We start from the raw sequence: 22,837 nt of genomic DNA, 5'->3' as shown, positions 1-22,837 counted from the left end.
GGTCTTGACGCGCAGCGGCAGCCATGACCTGTTGTGCCAAGGGAGAATGAGACACATGAGCCAGCCAGATTCCATCGACGCCGTTCAGAAGATGCTGGGCGAACAGGGCTATGTCTGCGGTCGCGCCCTGGCCACCGTGGTGTTCCTGTCGCTGAGACTGGGCCGGCCGCTGTTTCTGGAGGGCGAGGCGGGTGTCGGCAAGACCGAGATCGCCAAGGCCCTGGCCTCTGGACTTGGCCGCCGCCTGATCCGGCTGCAATGCTATGAAGGGCTCGATGCGTCTTCGGCCGTCTATGAATGGAACTTTCCCGCCCAGATGGTGGCCATCCGCACCGCCGAGGCGGTCGGCGGGTCCGACCGGAAGGGCCTGCAGGAGGAACTGTTCAGCGGCGACTATCTGATCCGCCGCCCGCTGCTCGAGGCGATGGAGCCCGACCCGGCTGGCCCGCCGGTGCTGCTGATCGACGAACTGGATCGCACGGACGAACCGTTCGAGGCCTTCCTCCTAGAGGCGCTGAGCGATTTCCAGGTTACGATCCCCGAGATCGGCACGATCAAAGCGCCCGAATCGCCCATTGTCATCGTCACGTCGAACCGCACGCGCGAGGTGCATGACGCGCTCAAGCGCCGCTGCCTGTATCATTGGGTCGATTACCCCGATTTCGACCGCGAGTTGGAGATCCTGCACGCCCGCGCGCCCGAGGCCGCCGAGGCGCTGAGCCGCGAAGTGGTGGCCTTTGTCCAGCATCTGCGCACCGAGGACCTGTTCAAGAAACCCGGCGTGGCCGAGACCATCGACTGGGCGAAATGCCTGCTGGCACTGGACGTGATCAACCTCAGCCCCGAGGTGATCGGCGACACGCTGGGCGCGATCCTGAAATACCAGGACGACATCCAGAAACTGCAGGGCTCCGAGGCCAAGCGCATTCTGGATCAGGCCAAAGCCACGCTCGAACCGGTCTAATGTCATCGCGGCGCCAAAACACTCCGGGGGCCTAGCGATGGCCGAACAGCTTCCGCTGGATATCCCGGCCGATCCGAAATTGGCGCAGAACATCACCCATTTCGCCCGCGCCTTGCGCAAGGCCGGACTGCCGATCGGCCCCGGCCGCGTGGTCGACGCTATCCGCGCGGTGCAGGCGGCGGGCTTCACCCGCAAGCAGGATTTCTACTGGACCCTGCATGCCTGTTTCGTGAACCGGCCCGAGCATCGCACCGTGTTTGCCCAGATCTTCCGCCTGTACTGGCGCGACCCGCGGTATCTTGAGCACATGATGTCGATGATGCTGCCGGCCATTCGTGGCGTTCAGGAGGAACGCATGGCCGAAGCGGGCGAAAAACGCGCGGCCGAGGCCCTGCTGGACGGTGTCGAACGGGACGAGCCCAAGGACGTCGAGCAAGAAGGCGAAAGCGAAATCGAGATTGATGCCACGCAGACCGCCTCGTCCGAAGAACGGCTGAGGTCGCTGGATTTCGAACAGATGAGCACCGCGGAAACCGCACAGGCCAAGCGCATTCTGGCGCGGCTGCAACTGCCGGTGGACCCGATCGCCTCGCGCCGGGGGCAGGCCAGCCATCTGGGCCAGCGGATCGACCGGGCGCGCACCTTGCGCGCGGCCATGCGTCAGGGCGGCGAGATGCGACAGATCGCACTCGTCAAACCGAAACCGCGCTGGCCCAATCTGATCGCGCTGTGTGACATCTCGGGGTCGATGAGCCAGTACAGCCGGATCATCCTGCACTTTCTGCACACGGTCTCGAACGCCAAAGGGGCCGGCTGGGCCAAGGTGCATGCGTTCACCTTCGGCACGCGGCTGACGAACATCACGCGGCACCTGCATCAGCGCGACGTCGATGCCGCGCTGGCCGCCGCCGGGGCCGAGGCTCAGGATTGGGAGGGCGGCACGCGCATCGGCGAATGCCTGCACCAGTTCAACCGCGACTGGTCGCGCCGGGTGATGGGGCAGGGGGCCGTGGTGCTACTGATCACCGACGGGCTGGAACGGGGTGACCCCGATCTGCTGGAAAAAGAGATCGAACGCCTGCATCTGTCGGCCCGGCGGTTGATCTGGCTGAACCCGCTGCTGCGCTGGGACGGGTTCGCGCCAAAGGCGCAGGGCGTCGCCACCATGCTGCCGCATGTGGACAGCTTCCGTGCCGGTCATTCGATTGCATCGCTTGAGGATCTGGCCGCCGTGATTTCACGACCCGACGACCAGGGAGAGAAAGCGCGGTTGTTGGCCGCGCTTTCAGGCTAACGTTACTGCAGTTGCTTTTCGTTGCACTCGCGCGCCATTTCCATGGCCTTGTAGGTGCCGGTCAGATCGACGGTGAAGCCAAAGGACTTCTCGGGAAACACCGCCATGACCTTTTGCTTGGCCAGGTCGTCGGCGAATTGCGGGTCGTCCGACAGGACATAGCCGCCCGAATACCCCTTGGTGATGTTGCCCTTCATGCCGGTCGCCTCGCCGACATACAGGTTGTCGCCCAACAGGATCGCGACGGCCTCCTTGTCTCCGCGCTTGATGTCGGTTTCCGCCTTGGTAAACACACCGACATATCCAACGCTGCGGTCTTCGGTCAGACCCATCTGCACCACGTTCTCGGCATCATCGACCGCTTCGATCAGGCATGACTTTTTGTCCTTGTCGACAAAGACCTTCCAGCCCTCGACCTCTCCGTAGCGTTCGAAAGTGTCGGCCCAGGCGCTGCCTGCAATCAATGCCGCTGCGCCGATGGTTAGTGTAAATATCTGTTTCAAGACATTGTCTCCTTTACGAAATCTCTTGCGTCAATTCGGCCGCAAGTCGGGCCTGTCCGCAGGCTAGTCGGCGTCCGAAAAACAATCAAATGTTTGATTGTCTGTCGCGGACTTCGGCCGAAACCTGCCTTCTGCGTCACGTGAAGAACCAAGTTGGCAGGGTCGGTGCTCGAGATAATCCACCCGAGAACGCGCTCCTTGCTTTTCATCGCGTCAATCCTGCTTATGTTGATGCGAACCACCGCGGGAGGGTCCGATGGACAGATTTGACAACAGTCCGGAAACGGCATTGGCGTGGTTTCGCGAGGGTCGCGGCGCGGTTCTGGCGACGGTCGTCGAAACGTGGGGCAGCGCACCTCGGCGGGTGGGCGCTCAGTTGGTCATCAGCGGCGACGGCCGGATCGAAGGCTCGGTCTCGGGCGGTTGTGTCGAAGGCGCGGTGATCGTCGAGGCGCTTGAAGCCATCGAAGAAGGCGAAGCGCGCCTGCTGGAATTCGGGGTCAGCGACGAGGATGCCTTTGCCGTTGGGCTGGCCTGCGGCGGCACGATCCGGGTTCTGGTCGAGCCGGTGGGCGCGGTCCTGCCCGAACAGATGCTGGCCGAACTGGTGGCGGCTCGGGCGCGGCGCGAGCCCGTGGCGTATGAGGTCAATGTCGAAACCGGCCACCGCGCGCTCCGGCGCAACGCCTATGCGGACCGGTTGCGCATGGATCGTTCAGGGTTCGAAGAAGACGGTCAGACCTTCGTGGCCGTGCACAACCCGCCCTTGCGGCTGATCGTGGTGGGCGCGGTCCATATCGCGCAGGCGCTGGTGCCGATGGCGCGGATCGCGGGCTATGACCCGATCATCATCGACCCGCGCGAGGCGTTTGCGTCCAAATCCCGTTTTCCCGGTGAAAAGCTGCTGACCGACTGGCCGGACGAGGCCGTGGCTAGCATCGGTCTGGATTCGCGCACGGCGATGGTTCTGCTGACCCACGACCCCAAGCTGGATGATCCGGCCCTGCAGGCTGCGCTGGACTCGGACGTGTTCTACATCGGCGCGCTTGGGTCGTCGCGCACCCATGCCAAACGGGTGCAGCGGATGACCGAGGCAGGCTTCTCGGCGGAGCAGCTGCAGCGCATCCACGGGCCGATCGGTCTGGATATCGGCGCGGCCGGACCGGCCGAGATTGCCGTTGCGATCATCGCGCAGATGACAGCCGTGCTGCGGGGCAAGGCATGAGGTTCGGCCCTATACCGGTTGCGGACGCGAAGGGCGCGATCCTTGCGCATTCGGTCATGGCTGGCACGAAAAAGCTGCGCAAGGGAATGATGCTGGACGATACGCATGTCGCCCTGTTGGCCGAGGCGGGCGTGTCCGAGGTGGTGGTCGCGCGGCTGGAACCCGGCGACTGTCACGAGGACGAGGCCGCGCGCCATTTGGCTGCGGCACTGACCCCGGATCCGAAGCGGGCCAACTTGCGCGTGACCGAGCCGTTCACGGGGCGTGTCAACCTGATTGCGGATCACGCGGGCGTAGCTTTTCTGGGCGTTGAGGCTCTTCTGGCGTTCAATCAGGTCAACCCGATGATCACGGTGGCCACCGTTCCTCAGCATCAGCAGATGGGTGCGGGTGGCATGGTTGCCACGATCAAGGTCATTTCCTACGCGGTGCCGCTGGCGGACGTTCAGCGCGCGGCGGAGCTGGCCAGCGGGGCCATTCGCCTGGCCACGCCGATATTTGGCAGCGCCGGGTTGGTGGTGACCGACATCCCCGGCGGGCCGCCCAATGACAAGGGCATCGCCGCGATGCGCGGCCGGGTCGAGGCCCTGGGTCTGAGCCTGGACGTCGTGCAGATCGTTCCGCATGCGGTCGATGCTCTGGCGCAGGCATTGACCCGGATGAATACCGATATCGTCATGATCCTGACCGGCTCGGCCACATCCGATGTCGAGGACGTGGCGCCGAAGGCCGTTCGGCGTGCGGGTGGGCAGGTGGACCGTTTCGGCATGCCGGTTGATCCGGGCAACCTGTTGTTTCTCGGGGCTTTGGGCAAGCGGCCGGTCATCGGTTTGCCGGGATGCGCACGCTCGCCCGCGTTGAACGGGGCCGACTGGGTGCTGTCGCGGGTGGCTTGCGGCATCCCGACGGCGGGTGCCGATATCGCGGCGATGGGCGTCGGTGGTCTGCTCAAGGAAATCCCGACCCGTCCGCAACCCCGGGCGAAACCCAAAGTGACGTAACGGCAGTTTCGCACCGCTGGCGACCTGCGATATGTGTTAGCTCTTTGCTCCCAAGAGACGGGTTGGAAACGGCCAAGATTTTTGTTCTCAAACGACTTTTCCCGTGTTTAACTCGGGCCAAGGATAAATACGAAAATGGGAGGAACTAATGACACAGGTCTCAATGACCGTGAACGGAAAGACCGTGAGCGGTGATGTCGAAGGCCGGACGCTGCTGTCCAGTTTTTTGCGCGATAACCTGTCGCTGACCGGTACCCATGTGGGCTGTGACACGGCCCAATGCGGCGCCTGCGTGGTTCATGTGAACGGCGAGGCGGTCAAGTCCTGCAACATGCTGGCGCTTGAAGCCGACGGGGCCGATGTCGGCACCATCGAGGGGCAGGCCGACCCGGACGGATCGCTGAACGTGATCCAGCAGGCGTTCCAGGATCATCACGGCCTGCAATGCGGTTTCTGCACGCCCGGCATGGTGATGTCGGCAGCGGCCCTGCTGAAGGAAAACCCGCGCCCGACCGAGGCCGAAATCCGCAAATACCTGGAAGGCAACCTGTGCCGCTGCACCGGGTACCACAACATCGTCAAGGCGATCATGGCCGCGTCCGGCCAGGACGTCAGCCACATCGCCGCCGAATGATGCCGCTGCGGGCGTGACTGAAAGCGCCCGTGGGTTGACAGGGATGCGCCCAAGCATCCGTTTATGGGAGGAGAACAAGCAATGCCCAAAGACAGTGGCATCGGAGCCAGTTCCAAGCGCCGCGAGGACGTGCGCTTTTTGACCGGAGCGGGCAATTACACCGACGACATCAACGTACGTGGTCAGGCCTATGTGTATTTTCTGCGATCCGACATCGCGCATGGCCGGATCAAAAGCATCGACACGTCCGTCGCCGAGTCCATGCCCGGCGTAGTCCGGGTGTTTACCGGCAAGGATTTCGAAGGCGTGGGCGGCATGCCCTGCGGCTGGGAGGTGACCGACAAGCACGGCGCGCCCATGCAGGAACCGCCGCACCCGATCCTTGCGCAAGGCAAGGTGCGCCATGTGGGCGACCCGATCGCGGCCGTCGTGGCCGACAGCCTGGAACTGGCCCGCGACGCGGCCGAGGCGATCGACGTCGACATCGAGGAACTGCCCGCCGTTCTGGACATGAAAGCCGCCGCCGAAGAGGGCGCGCCGCTAGTCCATGACGATCTGAAAAACAACATCTGCTATGACTGGCAGCTGGGCGAGGCCGACGATGCCAAGGTGAACGAGGTGTTCGCCAATGCGGCGCATGTCACCACCTTGGAACTGGTGAACAACCGTCTGGTCGCCAACCCGATGGAGCCGCGCGTGGCCGTGGCGGAATACAGCCGGGGCACGGATGAATACACGCTCTATACCACCTCGCAGAACCCGCATGTGATCCGACTGCTGATGTGTGCCTTCGTGCTGGGCTTGCCCGAGCACAAGGTCCGCGTCGTGGCTCCGGATGTGGGTGGCGGTTTTGGCACCAAGATCTTCCACTACGCAGAAGAGGCGTTCTGCACCTTCGCCGCCAAGGCCTGCAACCGCCCGGTCAAGTGGACGGCCAGCAGGTCCGAGGCGTTCATGTCGGATGCACAGGGACGCGACCATGTCAGCAAGATCGAGCTGGCGCTGGATGCCGACAACAATTTTGTCGGGCTGCGGACAAATACTTTTGCCAATCTGGGCGCGTATCTGTCGACGTTTTCCAGCTCGGTGCCGACCTGGCTGCACGGGACGCTGATGGCGGGCAACTACAAGACGCCGGTCATTCAGGTGAATGTGCGGGCGATGTTCACCAACACCGTGCCGGTGGATGCCTATCGCGGTGCAGGCCGCCCCGAGGCGACCTATCAGCTGGAGCGCGTGATCGACAAAGCCGCGCGCGAGCTGGGTGTCGATCCGGTGGCGCTGCGCCGGCAGAACTTCATCACGCAGTTCCCCTATGACACGCCTGTGGCGCTGACCTATGACACCGGCGACTACAACGGCACCATGGACAAGCTGGAACAGGCCGCCGATTTCGCAGGGTTCCCGGCACGTCGCGCCGAAAGCGAGGCACGGGGCAAGCTGCGCGGCCTGGGCGTGAACTGCTATATCGAGGCCTGCGGCATCGCGCCCTCGAACATCGTGGGGATGCTGGGTGCGCGTGCGGGCCTGTATGACGCCGCAACCGTGCGGGTGAACGCCACCGGCTCGATCAGCGTCATGGTCGGGGCGCACAGCCACGGGCAGGGGCACGAGACGGCCTTTCCGCAGGTCGTGGCCGACATGATCGGCATCGACGAGTCGATGGTTGAAATCGTGCACGGCGATACCTCGAAGATCCCGTTCGGCATGGGCACCTATGGGTCGCGCTCGCTGGCGGTTTGTGGATCGGCGATGGTCAAGGCGACCGAGAAGGTGATCGACAAGGCCAAGAAGATCGCGGCGCACCTGCTGGAGGCGTCCGAGGCCGATATCGAGCTGAAGGATGGCCAGTTCACCGTGGCCGGCACCGACAAGTCGGTGGCCTGGGGGGATGTGACCCTGACTGCCTATGTGCCGCACAACTTCCCGCTTGAGGTCGAGCCGGGGCTGGAGGAAACCGCGTTCTATGATCCGGCCAACTTCACCTTCCCGGCCGGTGCCTATGCCTGCGAGGTCGAGGTTGACCCCGAGACCGGGCAGGTGACCATCGAACGGTTCACCGCGGCGGATGATTTCGGCAACATCATCAACCCGATGATCGTCGACGGCCAGGTGCATGGTGGCATCGGACAGGGGATCGGTCAGGCCTTGTTGGAGAACTGCGTCTATGACGAGAATGGCCAGCTGCTGAGCGCGTCCTTCATGGACTATGCCATGCCGCGGGCCGATGACGTGCCGTTCTATACCGTCGATCATTCCAGCCAGACGCCGTGCACGCACAATCCGTTGGGCGTTAAGGGCTGCGGCGAGGCCGGGGCGATTGGATCGCCGCCTGCGGTGGTCAATGCCGTGATCGATGCGCTGAACTCGGGTGGCAAGGCGGTGGACCACATCGACATGCCGGTCAGCCCGTCGCGTGTTTGGGCAGCGATGAACAGCTGAGTGGAGAGGTTGGACCGCGAGGGGTCAGCCCCTCGCGCTCCCTGGTCAATCAAATGCCAGATGAAGGGCGGTTCCGCGCCTTTCGGAAAGGAAAAGCGAAATGTACAATTTCGAGTTCAAGAACCCCTCGACCATTGCTGATGCGGTTGCCGCGTTGGCGGGAGAGGATGCACAGGCGTTGGGGGGCGGTCAGACCCTGATCCCGACGATGAAGCAAAGACTGGCCTCACCCGCGACGCTGGTGAGCCTGGGTGCCATTCCCGAGTTGAAGGGCGTCTGCATCGAAGATGATGGGTCGATTTCGATTGGAGCGGCGACCACGCATGCCACGGTAGCAGCAGAAGTTGCGGGCAAGTATCCCGCGCTGGCTGATCTGGCGGGGCATATCGGTGATCCTGCCGTTCGCAACAGAGGCACGATAGGCGGGTCACTGGCCAACAACGATCCGGCGGCCTGCTACCCCGCAGCTGCATTGGGGTCAGGCGCGACCATTCGTACGAATGCGCGCGAAATCGCCGCGGATGACTTCTTTCAGGGCATGTTCACGACAGCGCTGGACGAGGGCGAGCTGATCACGACGGTCCGGTTCCCGGTACCGCAGGCAGCGAGTTACCAGAAGTTTCTGCAGCCTGCCTCGCGCTTTGCGCTGGTGGGTGTTTTCCTTGCCCGCTTCGCGGACGGGGTGCGCGTTGCCGTGACCGGAGCCAGCGAAGACGGCGTGTTCCGTTGGAGCGAAGCCGAGCAGGCGCTGAGCAAGGAATTCCGGCCCGACGCCCTAATGGATCTTCGGGTCAACCCGATGAACATGATCGGAGATTTGCACGGCAGCAAAGACTACCGCGCACACTTGGTGGGTGTCATGACCCGGCGGGCGGTTCAGGCCTGCATGTGACGCGGTCGCGGTGACTGCTTTGGGCCCCGGACGTGTTCCGGGGCCTATTTCTTTTTCGCGACACGCGGAAGCCCTTTGGGCTGCCAGTAGGCTCCGGCATCCTCGCGCGCTTTCTGATAGTCCTGAACCCGGTGATAAGCCGCGTCGCCCTTGACTGCGAAAAGGTGGCTTAGAAGAACCTCGAGAACGGCCATCGCTCCGGAGAAGCTGGAGAACTGATGCTGTGATCGGGTGCTGACGGTCAGCGTCACGTCCGCCTCGACCCCCGGAGCAATGACATCGCTGTCAGCCAGCAGTATAACGCGCATACCCTTTTCCCTGGCAAACCGGATGGCACGTATCGTGTCGGCCGAATAGGGATGAACGGTGATCGCGAACAGGCAGTCGGTTTCGCTGGCGTTCAGAAGGTCGTCGATGGCCGAGCCCATATGCCTGGGGATCAACTGCATCCCCGGGTGGGCCATACGTCCGGCGTAGTGGAAGTAATAGGCCAAGGCATAGCTTGCGCGGGTTGCGGTGACCAAGCACTGGGAAGCATCGGACATCAGGGTGACTGCGGATCTGACCTTGCCCGGATCCAGCTGGCGCAACGAACGTGACACCACGTTCATTTCGTTGCGGGCATAGCTGGCCTGTGCCGACGCAAAGGCATCGCCGGCATTCAACTGGGTCAGCCAATCCCGGCTGAGGCGGTCTTCGCTGTCTGTCACAAGATCCCTGCGGAAAGGGCGGCGAAAGGCTTCGAAGCCATCAAAACCAAGATGCTGTGCCAGACGAACGATCACGTTTGTGCTGACGCCGATCTTTTCGGCAGACACGCGGATGGAGTCGATTCCGAAATCGCCCGGATGGTCGATGATGTATTTTGTTGCGGCCTGCAATTGGGCCGGCAAATGGTCGATCTCTCGGCGCAGCCGATCCATCAGGTGGTGAGTTGAGGGTGTCATGATGGGAGAAAAACAAATGTTATGATTATTACAAGAGAAAAACATCCTCACACGAGCTAAGCACGCAAGAAACCGATAGGATGATTCAATGTCTGACACACAGGCTTCGTCGCTTCCGTATGTTTTGGTCGCACCGAACGGTGCGCGGCGCGGTCATGCGGATCACCCCGCCTTGCCGGTTTCGACCGGTGAGATTGTGGAGACGGCCATTGCCTGCCACGCGGCCGGGGCAAACGGGTTGCACCTGCATGTCAGGGATGGGCAGGGCGCGCATTCTCTGGATGCAGGGCGCTATCGGGAGGCTATGGCCGAGCTTGCCCGAACCGTGCCAACGATGGATGTTCAGATCACGACCGAGGCCGCCGGTATCTACGACGTTTCTGCGCAGTTGGAGTGCCTGCAGCAGGTGGCCCCGAAATGGGCCTCGATCTCGGTTCGAGAAATTGCGCGCGCGCCCGATCTGGCCCCGCGGGTTTATGGGCTGTGCGCGGAACAGGGAACTCGAGTGCAGCATATCCTGTACGATTCGACGGATGCGGATCTGCTGGAGCGATGGCAGTCGGAAGGGATCGTGCGGCGCGAGCAGGAAGACCGCTTGCTGGTCTTGGGACGCTATACCACCGGGCAGGAATCCCAACCGGCGGATCTGGAGGCCTTTCCCGCTGCTCGCACGCCTTGGATGGTTTGTGCGTTCGGGCGTCTGGAACACGCCTGTCTGGCGGCTGCCGCCGCTCGTGGCGGCGATGTCAGAGTCGGTTTTGAGAACAGCCTGACGAACTCGGATGGAACCCGATGGACGGACAACGCGGCCTCGGTCGCGGCGTTGATCGCTTTGCTGAAAGGACACTGACATGAGCCATGTTTTTCCGCGCCACACCAAGGCGGAATTGCCGATCGCTGTCGGCGGTGACGGGTGCTATTTGATCGACGCACAGGGCAAACGGTATCTCGACTGCGGGGATGCGGCTGTGTCGTGTCTGGGACATTCAAACCCGGCAGTGATCCACGCGGTGCAGGAGCAGGTCCGGAAGATCGCTTTTGCCCATACTGGTTTCATGACCTCGGAACCGGCCGAAGCCCTGGCAGATCTGCTGATCCAGCACGCGCCCGGATCGTTGGACCGGGTCTATTTCGTGTCCGGCGGGTCCGAGGCGACCGAGGCCGCGATCAAGCTGGCGCGCCAGTACTTCCTTGAAATCGGGCAGCCCGAGCGGTCTCGGGTTATCGCACGGCGGCAGAGCTATCATGGCAATACGTTGGGCGCGCTTTCAGCGGGCGGAAATGCATGGCGACGGGCTCAATTCGCACCGATGCTGATCGAGATGAGCCATATCGCGCCCTGCTACGAATACGCCGAAAAACCAGAAGGCGAGAGCAGCTATGACTATGGTCAACGCGTGGCGAACGAGCTTGAGGTGGAGATCAAGCGGCTGGGACCCGAGACCGTGATGGCGTTTATGGCGGAACCGGTGGTCGGGGCCACGTTGGGCGCCGTCCCCGCGGTCGAGGGGTATTACAAGCGAATCCGCGAAATCTGTGATCAATACGGCGTGTTGTTGATCCTCGACGAGGTCATGTGCGGCATGGGCCGGACCGGCCATCTGTTTGCCTGCGACCACGATGGAGTTGCGCCAGATATTCTTTGCATTGCCAAGGGCTTGGGGGCTGGATATCAACCCATCGGTGCCACGTTGTGCACGGATCGGATTTATGACGCCATCCGAAATGGCTCGGGTTTCTTTCAGCACGGCCATACCTATGTCGGGCACCCAGTCGCCACAGCTGCAGCTCTCGCCGTGGTGACAGAGCTTACCTCGCGCGATTTGCCGGCCCGTGCCCGCAACATGGGTGACAAACTGCAAGCCAAACTCGAAGCGGCCTTTGGCCAGCATCCCAATGTCGGGGACATCCGTGGTCGGGGCCTGTTCCGAGGCATCGAACTGGTGGCTGACAGAGATACGCGCGAACCGTTTGACCCGACCCGGGGAGTGGCGGCCAAGATCAAAAAAGCCGCCGTCGAAGCGGGGTTGATCTGCTATCCGATGTCCGGAACACGCGACGGCAGGAGAGGAGACCATGTGCTTCTGGCCCCGCCATTCATCATCGAAGAGCCGCAGTTGCACGAACTGGTGGACAAGCTGTCGGTTGCGATTTCCAAAGCAATCTGACACGCCGTTCTGAATGTGACCCACAAACAAAAAAGCTCCCTCGAACGAGGGAGCTTTGGTCACTCGGATGCATGTGCCGTCACTTCTGGGGAAGAGGTCCGATCATCATGATCATCTGGCGGCCTTCCATCTTCGGCATGTTTTCGATCTTGCCGATTTCCTTGATGTCTTCCGCCACGCGCTCAAGCAGTTCACGTCCAAGGTTCTGGTGCGCCATTTCCCGACCGCGGAAGCGCAGAGTCACTTTGACCTTGTCGCCATTCTCGAGAAACTTGAAAACGTTCCGCATCTTGACGTCGTAGTCATGCGTATCGGTGTTGGGCCGGAACTTGACCTCTTTCACCTCGATGATCTTCTGTTTCTTGCGGGCTTCGGCTTCGCGCTTCTGCGTTTCGTACTTGAACTTGCCAAAGTCCATGATCTTGCAGACCGGCGGATTCGCGTTGGGCGAGATCTCGACCAGATCAAGACCGGCATCGGCCGCCATCTGCATGGCCTTGGCGGGATGAACCACCCCGACATTCTCACCTTCGGCGCCGATCAGGCGAATTTCGGGGGCACGGATCTTTTCATTGACGCGCGGGCCGGTGTCGCGTTGCGGCGGCGCGTTGTGAGGTCTGCGAGCTATGGGTTCATTCCTTTGATAATTGCAGAATTTCGAGCCCGGAATTTAAACTGAGACCCTGCGTCTTTCAAGCGGGATAACGCGGGCCAGGTGCGAAAATCTCTGCCCCCGCCGCGCGAAAGGCAGCGGCCGGCGCATGGAGCGCTGGCCGGGTTCGATCTCAGCCGACAAAGGCCTTTTCGATCACGAACTCCTTGGGGTCGGAATTGGCGCCTTCGCGCAGGCCGAATTCTTCAAGAATGGCCTTGATGTCGTGGTTGAAGGCCAGGCTGCCGCAGACCATGGCGCGGTCGGTCTCGGGCTTGATGCCGCCTTCGATGCCCAGGTCTTTGAAAACAGTTCCGTCCTTCAGCAGGTCGGTGATCCGGCCCATCTTGGGGCTCTGTTCGCGGGTGGTCGTCGGGTAATAGCGGATCTTGTCGGCAAAACCTTCGCCGATCAGTTCGGCCAGCAACTCGTCCTTGCGGATGCTTTCGATCAGCTGGCGGCCATATTCCAGTTCCGCCACCTCGCGGCAGGTGTGGGTGATGATGACCTCATCGTAGTCCTCATAGGTCTGCGGCTCGCGCAGCAGCGAAGCAAACGGGGCAAACCCGGTTCCGGTGGCAAAGAACCACAGGCGCTTGCCCGGCAGCAGTGCATCATGCACCAGCGTACCCACAGGTTTGGGCCGCAGAATGATCTGATCGCCGGGCTGGATATGCTGCAGTTTCGAGGTCAGCGGGCCGTCTTGCACCTTGATCGAATAGAATTCCAGTTCCTCGTCCCACGACGGCGACGCGATCGAATAGGCGCGCAGCAACGGTTTCCCGTTGTCGCCCAAGAGGCCGATCATAACGAATTCGCCCGAGCGGAAGCGCAGCGATTGCGGACGCGTGACCTTGAACGAAAACAGGCGGTCGGTCCAGTGTTTCACTTCCAGAACGGTCTGGGCGTCCGGCAGGACGGGGGCCTTCACGGCGGTGGCTTCGGTCACGGGCTTCATCTCTGTCATCGTTTCACTACCGGTCTGGTAAACCGGCATCTCCGTTTAAGCTTTGATCCAGGTCAGGAAAAGGGGGCAGATTGCCCCGATCGTTGCGTCAGCCGCGCAGGCGGGCCTGATAATCGTGGTCCTGCCAGCTGGCGCGGGCCAGCCATTGGTCCTCGGGCTGGCGGGCGGCAAGGTCTGCGTCAATCTCGACTTCGTCAAAGCCGCTGCGCCGGGCCATCGCGTATTGGTCGGCCAACACATGTCCTTTCGCGCGCAGGCGGCCTTCATAGCCATTCAGGCGCAGCGTGCGGGCAATGGTAAAGCCTCGGCCATCGGCAAAGGACGGAAAGTCGACGCGCACCATGCGCGTGTTTCCAAGCCGCTCGAACAATTCGTCGGGGTCCGTATCCGAGGTGACGTCCAGTGCGATCACATCGTTTGCGGCATCCTCGAGGGTGACAAAGCCGTCGGTCCAGTCATCAGGGGCAAAGCCCTCGTCATTCACGATCACGTTCATGTTTTCTCTCCGCTGCGTACCATTTTGCCGTCGACGAAATGGATGCCGCATTCTTCCTTGTTCTGATCGCGCCAGCGTCCGGCGCGGGGATCTTCGCCATCCTTCACCGGCGAGGTGCAGGGCGCACAGCCGATCGAGGGATAGCCCTTTGCCACCAACGGATGCCGGGGCAGGCGGTTTTCTTCCATGTAGGCGCGCACGTCCTGAGGCGCCCAATGCGCCAGAGGGTTCACCTTGATCCGGCCGGTGCCGTCCTCGACCTCGAAGAACTCGAGCGTGGCGCGGGTGCCGGATTGGAACCGCTTGCGTCCGGTAATCCAGCCTTCATATCTCGCCAAGGCCCGCTGCAAGGGGAAGGTCTTGCGCAGGTTGCAGCAGGCGTCCATGTCACGCAGCCGCAGCGCGCCATAGGGGTCTTCGCGCTGAATATCCTCGTCATCTGCGCGGATGATCTGGACGTTCCTCAGGCCCAGACGCTCGCTGACCTCATGCTGGTATTCCAGCGTTTCGGTAAACAGCATCATCGTGTCGATGAACAGGACCGGCGTGGCCTTGTCGACCACGGCAGCCATGTGCAGTAACACCACCGACTCGGCACCGAAGCTGGAGACCAGCGCCAGGTTGCCCGCCTCCTCGAGCGCACCATGCATGACGTCATGTGCGCTGTGGTGGCGGAACCGGGCGTTCAGCGCCTCGACCTTTTCGGTCAGTTCGCGTCGTTCCCGGCCCAGTTCCGTCTGGATCAGGTCAAGCGGCATTGGCCCGCGCCTCGGGGTAGAGGGCCGCCTTGAACGGGGCCATTCCAACACGGCGGTAGGTTTCCAAAAAAGTCTCCTCGGCGCTTGTGCGCTGTTCCAGATAGGTTTCCACGATACGTTCGACCGCGGGCACGATCTCGTCATAGGCAAAGCCCGGACCGGTGCGGTCGCCGATGGCAGCCGTTTCGGTGGCGTCTCCGCCCAGCGTGATCTGGTAGTTCTCGACGCCCGCGCGATCCAAGCCCAGGATGCCGATGTGACCCACGTGATGATGCCCGCAGGCGTTGATGCAGCCCGAGATCTTGATCTTCAGGTGGCCGATGTCGTGCTCCAGCTTCAGCTCGTCGAACCGGGTCGCGATCTGCTGCGCCACTGGGATCGAGCGGGCCGTTGCCAGCGCGCAATAGTCCATGCCGGGGCAGGCGATGATGTCGCTGATCAGGCCGATATTCGCGGTGGCCAGACCGTGCTCTTTCAGCTTGGCGTGGATCGCGGGCAGGTCCGATTTGTGGACATGCGGCAGGATCACGTTCTGCTCGTGGCTGATGCGCAGCTCGTCATAGGCGTATTGCTCGGCCAGATCGGCCATCACGCGCATCTGCTCGGCGGTTGCGTCACCCGGCGTCTGGCCGTGTTTCTTGATCGAAATCGTGACGATCGCGTGATCCGCCTGCTTGTGCGGCGCGATGTTGGTGTCGATCCACGAGCGGAACACCGGGTCGTTCGAATAGGCGCTCTCGAACGCCGCGACCGAGCCTTCGCGGAAGGCGGGCGGGGCGAAATGCGCTTTGATCTGATCCAGCAGCGCCATGTCGGCGCCCTTGAACTGCGGGCGGACCTGCAGGAAGCGTTCGTTGACCTTGGCGCGGATCGCGTCGATGCCGTGTTCATGCACGGTGATCTTGATGCGCGCCTTGTACTTGTTGTCCCGCCGGCCGATCTGGTTCCAGACCGAAACGGTGGCCTCCAGATAGGCCAGAAGGTCGTCAAAGGCGACGAAATCAGACAGCTCCTTGCCGATCATCGGCGTGCGGCCCAGACCGCCGCCGACCAGAACGCGGGCGCCCAGAAAGCCGTCGCGCTCGACCAGTTGCAGGCCGATGTCATGGGCCTTGATCACCGCGCGGTCATGCTCGGACCCGGTGATCGCGATCTTGAACTTGCGCGGCATGAACTGAAATTCCGGATGGTCGGTGGACCACTGACGCAGCAGTTCGGCATAGGGGCGCGGATCGGCGACCTCATCCGCGGCGGCACCGGCGAAATGGTCGGCGGTCACGTTGCGGATGGTGTTGCCGCTGGTCTGGATCGCATGCAGGCCGACCTCGGCCAGCGCGTCCAGCATGTCAGGCACGTCGCGCAGTTTCGGCCAGTTGTACTGGATGTTCTGGCGCGTGGTGAAGTGGCCGTAGCCCTTGTCCCACTTCTCGGCCAGCAGGGCCAGTTGGCGCATCTGGGCGCTGTTGAGCGTGCCATAGGGGATGGCCACCCGCAGCATGTAGGCGTGCAATTGCAGATACAGGCCGTTCATCAGGCGCAGGGGCTTGAACTCGTCCTCGGTCAGCGAGCCGTCGATGCGGCGTTCGACCTGGGCGCGGAACTGGGCGTTGCGCTCGGCCAGGAATGCTTTGTCAAACTCGGAGTAGCGATACATCTTTGGCTGTCCTTTGTTGCAGCCCCGGATCCGGGGCCTTTTTACGGGGAGAGAGGGGCCTGAGGTCAGACCCGGGGCTGCGGGGAAGATTCCTGTTTGCCGTGGGCATAGTTGGACGGACCAGTCCGGCGGAAGTCTTCCCGAAAATGGGTGGGTTCAGGACCGTTTTCGCCTGCAACGACATCGGCGAGATAGGCACCTACGATCTTGTCGACTTGCTTCTGTGCATCCAGAAGACGCAGCTGAGCGTGCGCTTCGTCGGTGATCAGTTCGGCCTCGCGCAGATCGCGCGACCAACGGTCATCGGCGGTCAGATAGATCACGTCGCCTTCCAGCAGGTCATTTGCGGTAACGACTTTGGGGGTGAAAGCGCGGGCCATCAGGCAAGCTCCTTGTTGAATTCGGTGACGGCTTTGGCCGCGTCGCGCGGGGCCAGGCCATAGAATGTGAGTGCAGGACCGTCGAGGCCGGCAGCGGCGAGGTCTGCAGGCAGTTGATCCAGCGTCGTGGCGACAACGCGCTGATCAGGTCGCGAGGCATTTTCGACCAACGTGACCGGCGTGGCGCGATCGGCGCCGTGCATGATCAGGCGTCCTTGAATGAATCGGGCGGATTTCTTGCCCATATAGATGGCTACAACCGACCCCGGACGTGCCAGCGCAGCCCAGTCGTGATCGGCAAAGCCCTCCATGTCGTGCCCGGTCAAAAACCGGACCGAGGAGTTTCGGCCGCGTCGGGTCAGGCTTTGGCCAATTCCGGCCACCGCCGCCGAAGCAGCCGTAATGCCGGGAACGATCGTCCACGGGATACCTGCGGCGTCCAGTGCATCAATCTCTTCGTCCAGCCGGCCGAAGAGGGTCGCGTCACCGGATTTGAGGCGAACGACCCGTTGTCCTTTGAGCGCGTAGTCAACCAGCAATGCGTTGATGTCATCCTGCTTCCAGGACGGACCAAAGCCGGCCTTGCCCACGTCGACCAGCCGGGCGTTCTGGCCGGCCAATTGCAAAACCTCTGGGCTGATCAGGCGATCATGCAAAACAACCTCGGCCCGCTGGAATGCGGACAGGGCCTTGAGAGTCAGCAATTCAGGATCACCGGGTCCTGCGCCGACGAAGTCGACCTGTCCCGTTTGTCCTTTTGTCTGCGTGGCCTTCATTGGGTAGCCCTGGCTGTTGTTTGACTTGGCCCTCAATATAGGAAATATTCCCGCCCAGATGCCATATTGCCGATCAAATAAGGACAGGCGTTCTGAAATGCGCGGCAGGCGGAACATGGGTTTTCATTCGGAAGGAAAATTGGAATGTCGGTTCGAATAGACGACACGGATCGGAAAATTCTGGCCGAGCTGCAGCGAGACGCCAGTCAATCGCTGGACGAAATCGCGGCCAAAGTGGGCAGTTCAAAGACACCCGTTTGGAATCGGATCCGCAAGATGAAGGGGGCCGGAATCATCGGTCAACAGACCGTTCTGCTGGACGCAGAGGCGCTGGGTTTCGAGGCGACGTTCTTTGTTCTGATACGAACCTCCGAGCATGAGGCGGACTGGCAACGCAAGTTCCTGCAGGCCCTGCGTGATCGTCCCGAAGTTCAAGAGGCGCACCGCCTGGCTGGCGACATCGACTACATTCTGAAAGTTCGGGTCAGGAACGCACGGGCCTACGATGCTTTTTACCAGGCGCTGATCTCGGAGGTGCGCGTGCACAACGTCACCGCGCTGTTGTCGATGGAAGAAATCAAGTCGACCACCATGCTGCCCCTGAATGCCTTGGCAGACACCTGATCGGCGCTCAGGTTTGGACCATTAGTCGTGTCAGCCCGTGGAAGTGGTACGTGTTGGCATATTCCGGGGATTCGGCCAGTCGCAGACCCGGACAACGGTCAAAAAGAACCGGCAGAGCGATCCGCATTTCCAGCCGGGCCAGCGGGGCGCCGACGCAGAAATGCAAACCACCGCCAAAGCTCGTGTTGGCCTGAATGCTGCGGGTGGGGTCAAAGTTGTCCGGGTCGGTCCAGACGTCCGGGTCACGGTTGGCGGCCCCAAGCATCAACGCCACCTGATCGCCGCGGGCAAACTGATTGCCAAAAACCTCGACGTCCTCATAGGCATAGCGCGTGAACATATGTAGCGGCGGGTCGAAGCGCAGGATCTCCTCGACCGTCATGTCGATTGTGTCCGGGCTCAGGGCATCAGGGGTGGTTCCGGACTCCAAAAGTGTTTTGACGCCGTTGCCCAGCGAATGAACGGTTGCCTCATGGCCGGCGTTCAACAATAGGATGCAGGTAGCGATCAACTCGTCGCGTGACAGTTTCTCGCCGTCTTCCTCTGCCGTGATCAAACGGGTGATCAGATCATCTTTCGGTTCGGATCGGCGGTGAGAGACGTAGTCGTTCAGAAATGCCGAGAACTCGGCGGCGGCCTGTGCTGCCTGATCTTCGGTCTCGCGGGTACGACTGGCCTGATACATGGCGACCATGGCGTGGGACCACTGCAACAACTGCGGTGCCATGCTTTCGGGTACACCCAGCAACCGGCAGATCGTGATCACAGGAACCTGCGTGCAATAGGCATCCAGAATGTCGAATGGAGCATCGGGGAACGCGTCGATCAGGTTGTGACACAGCCTTTCGATGTCCGGTGCGAGCGCTCCGATAGCCCGCGAGGTAAAGGCGCGCAGAACCAGAGCGCGAAGGCGGGTATGGCGCGGAGGTTCGGCTTCGAGTAGCGAATGCGCTTCGACCGTCAGCCACGGCGCAAGGTGATCGGGGCCTTTTGTGGCCATCTCTGGCGGTACTTCACGTCCGAAACGCCGATCGCGCAAGAGGGTCTGGACCGCCGCGTGAGACATCGCCGCGGGCATGTCGTAGTCCTGCCAGTACACCAAGTCACCGTGATCGCGCGCTGCCCGGTAGAAAGGGTAGGTGTTTTGAACAAATTCGGGCTCGGTCGGAGATTGGTGCACGGTCTTCATGCGGCGCAGACTTGCCATGCGGCGCTGTGAATGCAAGACCCTGTTTCATGCAAAGAGTTTGGGTCACGATTGGTTTCCTGTTCGCGGTCGCGCTGTTGTCGGCGGCCGTCTGGTCTTATGGGTACCGGCAGGCGCTCTCTCAGCTTAGCGAGAAAGCCGAGGCCGATCTGGAGTTGGCGTCGGATCGTCTGAGCACTCAGTTGCAGGTCTATCAGGAACTTGCGGTGCTGATGGCCGAGCACCCGACGCTGCGGGCGTTGGACACCAGCGACCGGCGACGGGCGGCGCAGGCGCTTCTGCTGGAGGTCGCGGACAAGACCTCGGCTGTGGATGTTCTTTATGCGGACAAGACCGGGCGCGTTCTGGCCGCTGCGCGGGACGTGGTGAATGGCAACATGGCCGACCAGCCCGCGTTTCAACGCGCGCTACACGGCGCTCTTGGCAGCTCGCACGGGGTTTTGCGCGACACTGGAAACCGGATCTATTCCTATGCGGCGCCTGCGTTTTCCGAAGATGGTCAGGTAACCGGAGCCCTGATGGTCATCGCGGATGTCGAAGACGTTGAAAGCACGTGGCGCGGCAGTACCGAGGCGGTGTTTTTTGTGGATCGTTCTGGCTCGGTCTTCATTTCCAACCGGTCCGAACTGCTGTTTTGGCAACGTCCGCCGGGGCAGATCGGCTTGCAGCCGGCTGATGGCAAGCCGGGCGCGTTTTCGTCTACACGCATGGGCCCGCACGAACTATGGTCGATCGGCTGGAGCCCGTACTTGCCGGATCGCGCCCTGCACTTGACCCGCGATCTGCCGGTGATCGGAATGACCGGCGAAGTCTTGATGGATGTGACGCCGGCACGACGTCTGGCCGGATTGCAGGCCGCCGCGGTCGCAGCGATCTGCCTTGCCTTTGGCGCGTTGCTGTTTCTGGCGACCGAACGGCGGCGTACGCTGGCCGAAGCCAATGCGGTGCTGGAGAGCCGGGTGGCACAGCGGACCCGCGCTTTGACGGCCGCAAACGTGGCGCTGCGCCGCGAGGTGGCCGAGCGGCAAGAGGCCGAAGCGGCGTTGAAACGCGCGCAGGACGATCTGGTACAGGCGGGCAAGCTGAGCGCGCTGGGGAAAATGTCGGCGGGCATCAGTCACGAATTGAATCAGCCGCTGATGGCCATCCGGCAATACGCCGACAACGGCACGGCCTTTCTGTTGCAGGGCAAGCCCGAAAAGGCCCGCGAAAACCTGGGGCGAATCTCGGACATGGCTGCCCGTATGGCGCGCATTATCAAGAACTTGCGAGCTTTTGCCCGCAATGAGAGCGAGCCTATGGGCAAGGTCGATCTGGTTCAGGTGCTCAACACCGCCGTCGAACTGACCGACGGCCGGTTGCGCTCGGACGGGGTCAAGTTGATCTGGCAACCGCCCAATGCACCTGTCTTTGCCTGGGGCGGAGAGGTGCGGCTGGTGCAGGTCTTCGTCAATCTGATTACCAATGCCGCCGACGCGATGACCGGCCGCGAAACCCGAAGCCTGACGATCACGCTGACCCGTGGCGAGCGGTTGATGGTCGCGGTGCGCGATACCGGCCCGGGCATTCAGGATCCCGATCGCGTTTTTGAGCCGTTCTACACGACCAAAACCGTTGGCTCATCCGAGGGAATGGGCCTTGGCCTTTCGATCTCATACGGTCTGGTCCAGAGTTTCGGAGGAGAGATACGCGGCGCGAACATGCCCGACGGAGCAGAATTCACCGTCGAGTTGGAACCTTTTGAAAAGGAAGCCGCGGCATGATCCGAACGGTTCTATTGGTCGATGATGACGCTGCCGTGCGTGAGGCACTGGCCCAGACTCTGGAGCTTGCGGACTATTCCGTAATTCCCGCTGGATCGTTTGTGGCTGCCAAAGACCATATCCGGGACGATTTCCCAGGTGTGATTGTCTCGGATATTCGGATGCCGGGACGGGATGGGTTTCATCTTCTGTCCTATGCCCGCGAGGTCGACTCGGAGTTGCCGGTCGTTCTGCTGACCGGCGAGGGCGACATACCGATGGCGGTGCAGGCCATGGGGCAGGGCGCGTTCGACTTTCTTGAGAAGCCCTGCGCTGCCGCCGATCTGCTTGCGGTTCTGAGCCGCGCATTTGCTGCGCGCAGTCAGGTATTGGACCACCGGGCAGCCAAGCGCGAACTGGAGAAGGGTGATCCTGCGGCCCGCTTGTTGTTCGGTTTATCACCGCAGGCTGATGCATTGCGAAACAGGGTGCGCAGCGTTGCCCCAACTCAGGCCGAAGTTCTGGTAACCGGACCACCCGGCAGCGGCATTTCGAAAGTCGCCGAAGTCATCCATTTGATGTCACCCCGCGCGCAGGGGCCGTTCGTCAAGCGCCCGGCGTCAGGTCTGGGAGCGGATGCCCTGCAGGCGATATGCAAGGATGCGGCAGCCGGATCGTTGTTTCTGGATGAAGTCTCGGCCATGCCCGAGGCGACGCAATATGCGGCCCTGGAGATGATCGAAAACGGGCCCGGGGTCCGCATCATCGCCGGAACAACCGCGGATCTGGCCGAGATGGCGGCCGAGGGTCGGTTCAACGCAGATTTGTTCTATCGGTTGGACGTGATGCGGGTGCGCGTACCGTCTTTGGCCGAACGCCCCGAGGACATCCCGGTGATCTTTCGCCACTACGTCGCCCAGGCGGCCGAGCAGGCCGGGATCGCGGTACCTGATGTCTCGTCCGAACACTTGGCGTCATTGATGGCACGGGACTGGCCCGGCAACGCGCGTTCACTGATGTCAGCTGCGATGCGTTTTGTTCTGGGGATGCCCGAGGATGTTGCCGCCGCGGCCGATCTTGGGCTGAACGAACAGATGGCGCGCGTTGAGCGCTCGTTGCTGATTGCGGCCTTGGGTCGTCACAACGGAAGGGCGTCGGATGCGGCCAAGTCCCTGAAACTGCCGCGTAAGACGTTCTACGACAAATTGGCCCGCTACGGCATACGCCCTGAAGACTATCGGCGCTGACGCGGAACGATTCGCCCGATGATTCGATGTATGTGCGGTTTTTCGCACACTCGCGCATTTGGGTGTGCGGTTTCCCGCACAAATGTCTGCGATAACAAAATACTCATTGCGGATGTTCTATTTAAGCCAATGAAAAGTAATTAGAAAATCTGTCTTCCGCCAGTCGTTTTCGAATTGTTGAACGGTGACCGTCGATTCGTTTCACTCTTGCGCATCCGGCATCCGCATGGATGTCAAAGGAAGTTTCTTTGGAAGTCTGGGAGG

Annotated in this window: 21 protein-coding genes and 1 pseudogene; 12 read left to right on the top strand and 10 right to left on the bottom strand. The window is 61.8% G+C overall.

From position 1 onward, the window contains the following. Positions 1-55: 55 nt before the first annotated feature. On the top strand, positions 56-964 hold the full coding sequence (locus ACR0FC_RS05740) for an AAA family ATPase (RefSeq protein ID WP_170338863.1): 909 nt from the start codon (positions 56-58) through the stop codon (positions 962-964). 37 nt (positions 965-1,001) lie between these two features. Then, positions 1,002-2,258 carry a vWA domain-containing protein gene (locus ACR0FC_RS05735; protein WP_170338861.1) on the top strand — a complete coding sequence of 419 codons (1,257 nt, stop codon included), beginning with the start codon at positions 1,002-1,004 and terminating at the stop codon, positions 2,256-2,258. Positions 2,259-2,260: 2 nt separating this feature from the next. Here the strand turns inward: ACR0FC_RS05735 and ACR0FC_RS05730 are convergent, their stop codons facing one another. Then, entirely contained in the window at positions 2,261-2,761 is a 501-nt protein-coding gene (locus tag ACR0FC_RS05730) for a hypothetical protein (protein ID WP_170338859.1), read from the bottom strand. Between the two features lie 256 nt (positions 2,762-3,017). On the opposite strand from ACR0FC_RS05730, the gene ACR0FC_RS05725 reads away from it, so the two are divergent. The 5 genes from ACR0FC_RS05725 (at position 3,018) to ACR0FC_RS05705 (ending at position 8,955) form a co-directional block, all read left to right on the top strand. Next, positions 3,018-3,986 carry an XdhC family protein gene (locus ACR0FC_RS05725; RefSeq protein ID WP_170338857.1) on the top strand — a complete coding sequence of 323 codons (969 nt, stop codon included), beginning with the start codon at positions 3,018-3,020 and terminating at the stop codon, positions 3,984-3,986. Continuing rightward, entirely contained in the window at positions 3,983-4,987 is a 1,005-nt protein-coding gene (locus ACR0FC_RS05720; protein ID WP_170338855.1) for a molybdopterin-binding protein, read from the top strand. Before ACR0FC_RS05725 ends, ACR0FC_RS05720 begins: the two co-directional genes overlap by 4 nt. A 148-nt stretch (positions 4,988-5,135) precedes the next feature. Continuing rightward, positions 5,136-5,621 (top strand): (2Fe-2S)-binding protein, encoded by a 486-nt coding sequence (locus ACR0FC_RS05715; protein WP_170338854.1) that lies wholly within the window; start codon positions 5,136-5,138, stop codon positions 5,619-5,621. An 81-nt stretch (positions 5,622-5,702) separates the two neighbouring features. Further along, positions 5,703-8,063, top strand: coding sequence for a xanthine dehydrogenase family protein molybdopterin-binding subunit (locus ACR0FC_RS05710; protein ID WP_170338852.1), 2,361 nt, complete (start codon positions 5,703-5,705; stop codon positions 8,061-8,063). Between the two features lie 100 nt (positions 8,064-8,163). Continuing rightward, positions 8,164-8,955, top strand: coding sequence for an FAD binding domain-containing protein (locus ACR0FC_RS05705; protein WP_170338850.1), 792 nt, complete (start codon positions 8,164-8,166; stop codon positions 8,953-8,955). A gap of 44 nt (positions 8,956-8,999) precedes the next feature. On the opposite strand, the gene ACR0FC_RS05700 is transcribed toward ACR0FC_RS05705, so the two are convergent. Further along, positions 9,000-9,902 (bottom strand): MurR/RpiR family transcriptional regulator, encoded by a 903-nt coding sequence (locus ACR0FC_RS05700; RefSeq protein WP_170338848.1) that lies wholly within the window; start codon positions 9,900-9,902, stop codon positions 9,000-9,002. Between the two features lie 88 nt (positions 9,903-9,990). Here ACR0FC_RS05700 and ACR0FC_RS05695 point away from each other — a divergent pair, with 88 nt between their 5' ends. After that, positions 9,991-10,752, top strand: coding sequence for a beta-keto acid cleavage family enzyme (locus ACR0FC_RS05695; protein WP_170338846.1), 762 nt, complete (start codon positions 9,991-9,993; stop codon positions 10,750-10,752). Position 10,753: 1 nt separating this feature from the next. After that, positions 10,754-12,070 (top strand): aspartate aminotransferase family protein, encoded by a 1,317-nt coding sequence (locus tag ACR0FC_RS05690; protein ID WP_170338844.1) that lies wholly within the window; start codon positions 10,754-10,756, stop codon positions 12,068-12,070. A 79-nt stretch (positions 12,071-12,149) separates the two neighbouring features. Here ACR0FC_RS05690 and infC read toward each other — a convergent pair whose 3' ends face one another. From infC to cobA, 7 genes and pseudogenes are all read right to left on the bottom strand, one after another. Further along, positions 12,150-12,611, bottom strand: coding sequence for a translation initiation factor IF-3 (gene infC / locus ACR0FC_RS05685; RefSeq protein WP_254920153.1), 462 nt, complete (start codon positions 12,609-12,611; stop codon positions 12,150-12,152). Positions 12,612-12,855: 244 nt separating this feature from the next. Next, positions 12,856-13,689 carry a ferredoxin--NADP reductase gene (locus ACR0FC_RS05680; protein ID WP_170338842.1) on the bottom strand — a complete coding sequence of 278 codons (834 nt, stop codon included), beginning with the start codon at positions 13,687-13,689 and terminating at the stop codon, positions 12,856-12,858. An 88-nt stretch (positions 13,690-13,777) separates the two neighbouring features. Continuing rightward, positions 13,778-14,185 carry a DUF934 domain-containing protein gene (locus ACR0FC_RS05675; RefSeq protein ID WP_170338840.1) on the bottom strand — a complete coding sequence of 136 codons (408 nt, stop codon included), beginning with the start codon at positions 14,183-14,185 and terminating at the stop codon, positions 13,778-13,780. After that, positions 14,182-14,943, bottom strand: coding sequence for a phosphoadenylyl-sulfate reductase (locus ACR0FC_RS05670; RefSeq protein WP_170338838.1), 762 nt, complete (start codon positions 14,941-14,943; stop codon positions 14,182-14,184). The genes ACR0FC_RS05675 and ACR0FC_RS05670 overlap by 4 nt, the downstream gene beginning before the upstream one ends. Continuing rightward, positions 14,933-16,597 carry a nitrite/sulfite reductase gene (locus ACR0FC_RS05665; RefSeq protein WP_170338836.1) on the bottom strand — a complete coding sequence of 555 codons (1,665 nt, stop codon included), beginning with the start codon at positions 16,595-16,597 and terminating at the stop codon, positions 14,933-14,935. The genes ACR0FC_RS05670 and ACR0FC_RS05665 overlap by 11 nt, the downstream gene beginning before the upstream one ends. Before the next feature lie 65 nt (positions 16,598-16,662). Next, complete coding sequence (locus ACR0FC_RS05660) at positions 16,663-16,977, bottom strand: DUF2849 domain-containing protein (RefSeq protein WP_093961929.1); 315 nt, start codon at positions 16,975-16,977, stop codon at positions 16,663-16,665. Continuing rightward, positions 16,977-17,723: pseudogene (gene cobA, locus ACR0FC_RS05655) on the bottom strand (uroporphyrinogen-III C-methyltransferase); the annotation flags it as partial. The gene ACR0FC_RS05660 and the pseudogene cobA, both read right to left, overlap by 1 nt. Before the next feature lie 174 nt (positions 17,724-17,897). Here cobA and ACR0FC_RS05650 point away from each other — a divergent pair. Continuing rightward, entirely contained in the window at positions 17,898-18,377 is a 480-nt protein-coding gene (locus tag ACR0FC_RS05650; protein WP_093961931.1) for an Lrp/AsnC family transcriptional regulator, read from the top strand. Positions 18,378-18,384: 7 nt separating this feature from the next. On the opposite strand, the gene ACR0FC_RS05645 is transcribed toward ACR0FC_RS05650, so the two are convergent. Beyond that, positions 18,385-19,566, bottom strand: a complete 1,182-nt coding sequence (locus tag ACR0FC_RS05645; protein ID WP_170339461.1) for a cytochrome P450 — start codon at positions 19,564-19,566, stop codon at positions 18,385-18,387. Positions 19,567-19,613: 47 nt separating this feature from the next. Here ACR0FC_RS05645 and ACR0FC_RS05640 point away from each other — a divergent pair, with 47 nt between their 5' ends. Both ACR0FC_RS05640 and ACR0FC_RS05635 read left to right on the top strand, forming a co-directional pair. After that, positions 19,614-21,347, top strand: a complete 1,734-nt coding sequence (locus ACR0FC_RS05640; protein ID WP_170338832.1) for a sensor histidine kinase — start codon at positions 19,614-19,616, stop codon at positions 21,345-21,347. Next, the gene (locus ACR0FC_RS05635; RefSeq protein WP_170338830.1) at positions 21,344-22,573 is read left to right on the top strand and encodes a sigma-54-dependent transcriptional regulator; all 1,230 of its coding nucleotides are present in this window, start codon (positions 21,344-21,346) and stop codon (positions 22,571-22,573) included. Before ACR0FC_RS05640 ends, ACR0FC_RS05635 begins: the two co-directional genes overlap by 4 nt. Positions 22,574-22,837: the final 264 nt, after the last annotated feature.

It is taken from the genome of Ruegeria sp. BB9, from assembly GCF_056539345.1.
Note: the sequence above shows the minus strand (reverse complement) of the source record. Positions and strands in the feature narration are given on the sequence as shown.

Excerpts from the sequence above, each read along its gene's own strand:
- ACR0FC_RS05740 (WP_170338863.1), top strand. The coding sequence starts at position 56 with ATGAGCCAGCCAGATTCCATCGACGCCGTTCAGAAGATGCTGGGCGAA.
- ACR0FC_RS05735 (WP_170338861.1), top strand. The coding sequence starts at position 1,002 with ATGGCCGAACAGCTTCCGCTGGATATCCCGGCCGATCCGAAATTGGCG.
- ACR0FC_RS05725 (WP_170338857.1), top strand. The coding sequence starts at position 3,018 with ATGGACAGATTTGACAACAGTCCGGAAACGGCATTGGCGTGGTTTCGC.
- ACR0FC_RS05720 (WP_170338855.1), top strand. The coding sequence starts at position 3,983 with ATGAGGTTCGGCCCTATACCGGTTGCGGACGCGAAGGGCGCGATCCTT.
- ACR0FC_RS05715 (WP_170338854.1), top strand. The coding sequence starts at position 5,136 with ATGACACAGGTCTCAATGACCGTGAACGGAAAGACCGTGAGCGGTGAT.
- ACR0FC_RS05710 (WP_170338852.1), top strand. The coding sequence starts at position 5,703 with ATGCCCAAAGACAGTGGCATCGGAGCCAGTTCCAAGCGCCGCGAGGAC.
- ACR0FC_RS05705 (WP_170338850.1), top strand. The coding sequence starts at position 8,164 with ATGTACAATTTCGAGTTCAAGAACCCCTCGACCATTGCTGATGCGGTT.
- ACR0FC_RS05700 (WP_170338848.1), bottom strand. The coding sequence starts at position 9,902 with ATGACACCCTCAACTCACCACCTGATGGATCGGCTGCGCCGAGAGATC.
- ACR0FC_RS05695 (WP_170338846.1), top strand. The coding sequence starts at position 9,991 with ATGTCTGACACACAGGCTTCGTCGCTTCCGTATGTTTTGGTCGCACCG.
- ACR0FC_RS05690 (WP_170338844.1), top strand. The coding sequence starts at position 10,754 with ATGAGCCATGTTTTTCCGCGCCACACCAAGGCGGAATTGCCGATCGCT.
- ACR0FC_RS05680 (WP_170338842.1), bottom strand. The coding sequence starts at position 13,689 with ATGACAGAGATGAAGCCCGTGACCGAAGCCACCGCCGTGAAGGCCCCC.
- ACR0FC_RS05675 (WP_170338840.1), bottom strand. The coding sequence starts at position 14,185 with ATGAACGTGATCGTGAATGACGAGGGCTTTGCCCCTGATGACTGGACC.
- ACR0FC_RS05670 (WP_170338838.1), bottom strand. The coding sequence starts at position 14,943 with ATGCCGCTTGACCTGATCCAGACGGAACTGGGCCGGGAACGACGCGAA.
- ACR0FC_RS05665 (WP_170338836.1), bottom strand. The coding sequence starts at position 16,597 with ATGTATCGCTACTCCGAGTTTGACAAAGCATTCCTGGCCGAGCGCAAC.
- ACR0FC_RS05660 (WP_093961929.1), bottom strand. The coding sequence starts at position 16,977 with ATGGCCCGCGCTTTCACCCCCAAAGTCGTTACCGCAAATGACCTGCTG.
- ACR0FC_RS05650 (WP_093961931.1), top strand. The coding sequence starts at position 17,898 with ATGTCGGTTCGAATAGACGACACGGATCGGAAAATTCTGGCCGAGCTG.
- ACR0FC_RS05645 (WP_170339461.1), bottom strand. The coding sequence starts at position 19,566 with ATGAAGACCGTGCACCAATCTCCGACCGAGCCCGAATTTGTTCAAAAC.
- ACR0FC_RS05640 (WP_170338832.1), top strand. The coding sequence starts at position 19,614 with ATGCAAAGAGTTTGGGTCACGATTGGTTTCCTGTTCGCGGTCGCGCTG.
- ACR0FC_RS05635 (WP_170338830.1), top strand. The coding sequence starts at position 21,344 with ATGATCCGAACGGTTCTATTGGTCGATGATGACGCTGCCGTGCGTGAG.